This is a genomic window from Bartonella sp. AP258QHHD, assembly GCF_042196145.1.
GTDB lineage: Bacteria > Pseudomonadota > Alphaproteobacteria > Rhizobiales > Rhizobiaceae > Bartonella.
In genome coordinates this window covers 1-4,111 of sequence record NZ_JBHIPR010000076.1, presented here as the reverse complement: position 1 = coordinate 4,111, position 4,111 = coordinate 1, and the positions used below count along the sequence as shown (strand labels likewise).

Here is a 4,111-nt window from a genome sequence, read left to right as displayed (position 1 = left end):
ATGAATGGCAGAATTATAATAAATTTACCAGCAAAATCACTATGAGTGGTGGCTTAGAACTTTTGGGTAATTCGTCGTTTAATCTCACCCACAATAATAAAGTTGTGACAAGTCTAAGTGCAAGTGGAAGCATGCTTAAAGGTCCAGCAACTGTTGATGGTAAGGCACTTTACACAAAAGATGAGGCTACCACTGTTCTTCAAAAAATACGCAATGAGATTGCAAAACTGAAAGAAGTTACCGCGCTTAATCCCCTTGAAATCCTCATGACAGAAAGTGGTACCATTCCATTTCCTGATAGTGTTAATAGCTACACCGATATTGAAATATGGGCGTGGGGTGGCGGTGGAGGCGGCAGTAATATAAAAGGCGGTGGTGGAGGTGGCGGCGGTTGCGTACGTATTAAAATCAAAGGATACCAGCTGGGAAACTCAAAAAATGCTCAAATTGGACGTGGTGGGAAAGGCGGTAATAACGAAAGGGGAGGCATAGGTGGTCAAACAATAATTCAGGGACTTCTTACCGCAGGCGGTGGCGGAGGTGGTGGATATTATGGATACGGAACTAGTGGCAGTGAAGGAAGTGCCAATAGCAGTGGTCACGGCGGTAGCGGTGGCAGCTACTACTCTAGTAACAGTAATGTTAATGGTAGCAGTTCTACTTTCGGTGGCGGGAGTGGTGGTGGCTACGCATACTATAGAAGTAACGACGGCCCCTTTATTGTCTACAAAACAAACATTGGACATGGTGGAAGCTCTATTTATGGGGGGGCTGGTGGTGGTTGCAGTGATGGTATCGCAAAAGGGGGTTACAGTGGGAAAGGCGGCAATGGTGGTGATGGAAATGGTTTTACCAGCGGCGGTGGCGGTGGCTACTTTCCAGGAAAATCTGGTGGAGATGGCGGCAATGGTGGTGACGGAGCAATCTTGTTGAGATTTTTTATCTAGGAGTTTTTTATGAAATATGCAGTTGTTGAAAATGGTGTGGTAACAAATATTATTGTAGCCTCAGAAGACTATGTCCATGCCTTTGATGGTGAAGCTATCCCCTCAAGCGAAGCGCAGATCGGCTGGACTTATAAGGATGGAGTGTTCTCTCCTCCTATTGTTGATGAAAACACAAAACAGCTCTCATCTACTGAAATGGCAGAAATAGACACACCCGTAGAGCTCATAGAAGAACCACAAGAGAAAGATAATCAAATCTAGGCGATAAGGCTTGTATGATTTTCTTTCTTTAAAGCCCTTTTTTACTGACAGTGTCAGGCTTATGAGAGAGTGTAGATGATTGTTATGGTCTCTTCATTAATTTGGAGAGCAAAATGACAATAGAATTTAAACTTCGTATTCACTTTATTAAGAATGGCAAGGGATCTAAGTTTTTAGCAATATTTGATCAGACAGCCGTCGGTATGGTCGTAAAATCCTTGATGTTAACGTGCAAATTTATCCCCTCCATGCACTTATTCTTCTCTTTACGCATGAGGTGGAGAAAAGAAAAACAAGTCTAGACGATAAGGGTTTCTAATGGGATGTTACTATTTTTTGCATTTTAGCACTTATAATGTAAGCTATTTGTTGACATTAACAGTATTTTACGCTATATAAAAGAATGATTAAAACGTTTAAAAGCAAAACATTGGCAGAATTATTCAAAACGGGAAATTCATCCAAGATTGATAAGAAACTTGTAAAACGTATCATGGTTCGTCTTGATCGTTTAGATATTTCTGAAAGACCAGAAGATATGAATCTTCCAGGATTCAACTTTCATTCTTTGATTGGATATTCACCCACTCGTTACACTGTCCACGTTAACGGACCATGGTGTATTACCTTTGAATTTGACTCATGTAATGCTTACCGTGTTGATCTTGAACAATATCACTAAGGATACAGTTATGAATGACATTCCTGCACAAAGAGATAAAAACCGTTGTCCTACTCATCCAGGAGAAGTTTTAGCAGAAATTATTCCTGAAACAGGCAAAACAAAATCAGAAATTGCGCAGATGCTTGGTATATCACGCCAACATCTCTACGATATTCTGAACGCAAAAAAACCTGTTTCTCCTTCTATTTCCGCTTGTCTTGGCAAAATGTTTGGTGATGGAGCTGCTATATGGTTACGTATGCAAGCTAATTATGACGCTTGGCATGCTGAACGTGAAACAAATGTTAGCAAAGTTCCAACACTTCACGCTGTTTGATCTCTTCCTCACTCTCAAGGGATAATGTTTTATGGAATACTGGATAAATAATAATATTGAACAACATCCCCTGCTTTAAACATGTTCATCACTATTCAAAATGTCATCTAAACCACGATCTAAATCATCTAATATATTTTGAGGTGCATCTGCATAAACAAAAGATTGTGCACCAGAACGCGCTTTTATTAATTCATGATATAAATCAACAGGAAGCATAATGATTTTTTCACGCCCTCGCTTTGTCAAAGCTACAGGTGTAGACATAGCCTCGTCTAAAATATCGCCTGCCCCGCGGTTTACATCTGTAAAACTATATTTTTTCATATGCACATCCTATCTTTAATGTATAATACGTATTATACGTACAATATGTATTATGTAAAGATATTTTACGGTATTAACCACCTCCCCGCCTAAAAGACGAGGAGATAAATCATGTTTTTAAATTAAGCAGCTTTCTTAACAGAATTTTTCAAACTCGGCTCGTAAGCTTTCAACAAAGGCTCCATAATAGAAGGAGGTTTTAAAGATCCAAAATTTGTAATCATTGCCAGAACTCTGAGTGCATTTGGTGATTCATCTTGAAGTTTTAAAATCAAAGCTTTTTCTATTGCATCCATGGTTTCAATCAGAGCATTAAAAGCCTTATCTTCGACATCATCACGATCAGAAAATTGAAACAAAGCCATCCATAAATCACATAAAAAGTCGATACTGGTGTTCATTGTACACCTCCATGGATTTGTTCTCTCAAACAAGCTAATCCTCTGGATGTGATTTTTGTTGAAGGCAGCACCTTTTCTGTTCCGTCCGGTCTTTGAATGGTAATAGCGGGACAATCCATGAATCCTTTCTTTATTTTGTCCTGATAAGGTAACAGAGGCGCCCCTGGAGCCCGTCGATATACCCAGTCATGTTTACGCAAATAATCGGTTAAGTCCTTTGGTCGCACCTCTAACATCTTTGCTGCTTCAATAAGACCGAACAAACCATCAGAGCGTTTTAAACCTTCCAAAGCTTTTGCTTTTGGTGCTAATTCAGCGATAACATGATCTTTCTGTTCGATTTGGCTTTGTAAGTGATTCAAAACACCAAGCAATGCTTCCGGTTTGGAGTAGTCGACTTGCGGTGTTGCTACTTGTTTCAAAAGCCGTTCACATTTGATAAAGTATTGACGTGCTTCATGTCCTTTGTCATTACGCTCTATCATCGAAAGATGTTTAGCCATGTCTAATGTAATGTGGTATTCTTTTACCTTTCCACCGTTTTCTAAATTTTTAGAAAGCGTTATAAAGTTTATATTTTCCAGAAATTTACATTCTTTAATGCGATTTTTAATCCAGTCTGCAAACTTTGATGTAATTTCCAAAAATGCGTGCAACTCACGCGCATTAACAGTTTGAACAGTTTCCTGATCAATAACCTGTTCTGATATTTCTATAAGTGTGTTCATAATGAACTCCTTGGTAATAGACGTTTTTCATTGACACTTTTAACAAAGTGCCGGGCGCTGAAAAACACGGTACCAAGTCCGTCGTTACGCTTTTCTCGTAAAGAGTATTGTATAGCGTAACCACACCCGACAATATCATTATATGCGTGTAACATACAATGAGTCAAAGCCTTTAATGTGCGGAAAATAAACTATCTCGGTAGCTTGTCCGCTTGGTATTTAAGGTGTTTTTCAAGCACCTGATTCGAAAATACACATTGTAGAAATAATGTCAAGCAACTTTCGATAATTTTTTATCATAATGCCAGTCTAACAAATACAGCAATCATCCCCTTATTTTTTCCCATTCATTTTAATTCATCCCTCATTTAAAGGAGCATAAAGTATGGCAACAGGTTTTCTACACGGTGTTGAAGTCGTTGAAGTTGACGACGGCACCCGCCCCC

The 4,111-nt window shown here is 39.1% G+C and carries 7 protein-coding genes; 4 read left to right on the top strand and 3 right to left on the bottom strand.

Annotated elements, in window-relative coordinates; translation table 11 throughout:
* From ACFIMM_RS08290 to ACFIMM_RS08275, 4 genes are all read left to right on the top strand, one after another.
* Positions 1–947: glycine-rich domain-containing protein (locus ACFIMM_RS08290; protein ID WP_375682666.1), on the top strand; the 947-nt coding region annotated here is incomplete at its 5' end.
* Positions 948–956: 9 nt separating this feature from the next.
* Positions 957–1,208, top strand: coding sequence for a hypothetical protein (locus ACFIMM_RS08285; protein ID WP_375672172.1), 252 nt, complete (start codon positions 957–959; stop codon positions 1,206–1,208).
* 403 nt (positions 1,209–1,611) lie between these two features.
* Complete coding sequence (locus tag ACFIMM_RS08280) at positions 1,612–1,890, top strand: type II toxin-antitoxin system RelE/ParE family toxin (protein WP_375618870.1); 279 nt, start codon at positions 1,612–1,614, stop codon at positions 1,888–1,890.
* 10 nt (positions 1,891–1,900) lie between these two features.
* Complete coding sequence (locus ACFIMM_RS08275; RefSeq protein WP_375638182.1) at positions 1,901–2,209, top strand: HigA family addiction module antitoxin; 309 nt, start codon at positions 1,901–1,903, stop codon at positions 2,207–2,209.
* Between the two features lie 75 nt (positions 2,210–2,284).
* Here ACFIMM_RS08275 and ACFIMM_RS08270 read toward each other — a convergent pair whose 3' ends face one another.
* The 3 genes from ACFIMM_RS08270 to ACFIMM_RS08260 all read right to left on the bottom strand — a co-directional run bounded on the left by ACFIMM_RS08270 (position 2,285) and on the right by ACFIMM_RS08260 (position 3,665).
* Positions 2,285–2,536, bottom strand: a complete 252-nt coding sequence (locus tag ACFIMM_RS08270) for a type II toxin-antitoxin system prevent-host-death family antitoxin (protein WP_375628617.1) — start codon at positions 2,534–2,536, stop codon at positions 2,285–2,287.
* A gap of 122 nt (positions 2,537–2,658) precedes the next feature.
* Complete coding sequence (locus ACFIMM_RS08265; RefSeq protein ID WP_375638183.1) at positions 2,659–2,937, bottom strand: hypothetical protein; 279 nt, start codon at positions 2,935–2,937, stop codon at positions 2,659–2,661.
* A complete protein-coding gene (locus tag ACFIMM_RS08260) occupies positions 2,934–3,665 on the bottom strand; it encodes an antA/AntB antirepressor family protein (RefSeq protein ID WP_375638184.1) in 732 nt (243 codons plus the stop codon). The genes ACFIMM_RS08265 and ACFIMM_RS08260 overlap by 4 nt, the downstream gene beginning before the upstream one ends.
* Between the last annotated feature and the right edge of the window lie 446 nt (positions 3,666–4,111).